This window comes from Pseudoalteromonas sp. GW168-MNA-CIBAN-0100 (assembly GCF_040309225.1).
GTDB classification, from domain to species: domain Bacteria; phylum Pseudomonadota; class Gammaproteobacteria; order Enterobacterales; family Alteromonadaceae; genus Pseudoalteromonas; species Pseudoalteromonas arctica.
Window position 1 is genome coordinate 1 of record NZ_JBEOOL010001043.1, and the last position, 239, is coordinate 239.

1 protein-coding gene is annotated in these 239 nt (G+C 63.6%); it reads left to right on the top strand.

Annotated elements, in window-relative coordinates:
• Positions 1-239: efflux RND transporter permease subunit (locus AAEY62_RS24530; protein ID WP_350637093.1), on the top strand; the 239-nt coding region annotated here is incomplete at both ends.

The following is a 239-nucleotide window of genomic DNA, read 5'->3' on the forward strand; positions in this document are numbered from 1 at the left end:
CCGCAGCTCAACGTCGATCTCGACCGCGTGAAGGCGAAGCAGCTCGGCGTGCCGGTGACCGACGTGTTCAACACGATGCAGGTGTATATGGGTTCGCTGTACGTGAACGACTTCAACCGCTTCGGACGCGTGTACCAGGTGCGCGTGCAGGCCGATGCGCCGTTCCGCCAGCGCGCGGACGACATCCTGCAACTGAAGACGCGCAACGACAAGGGCGAGATGGTGCCGCTGTCGTCGCT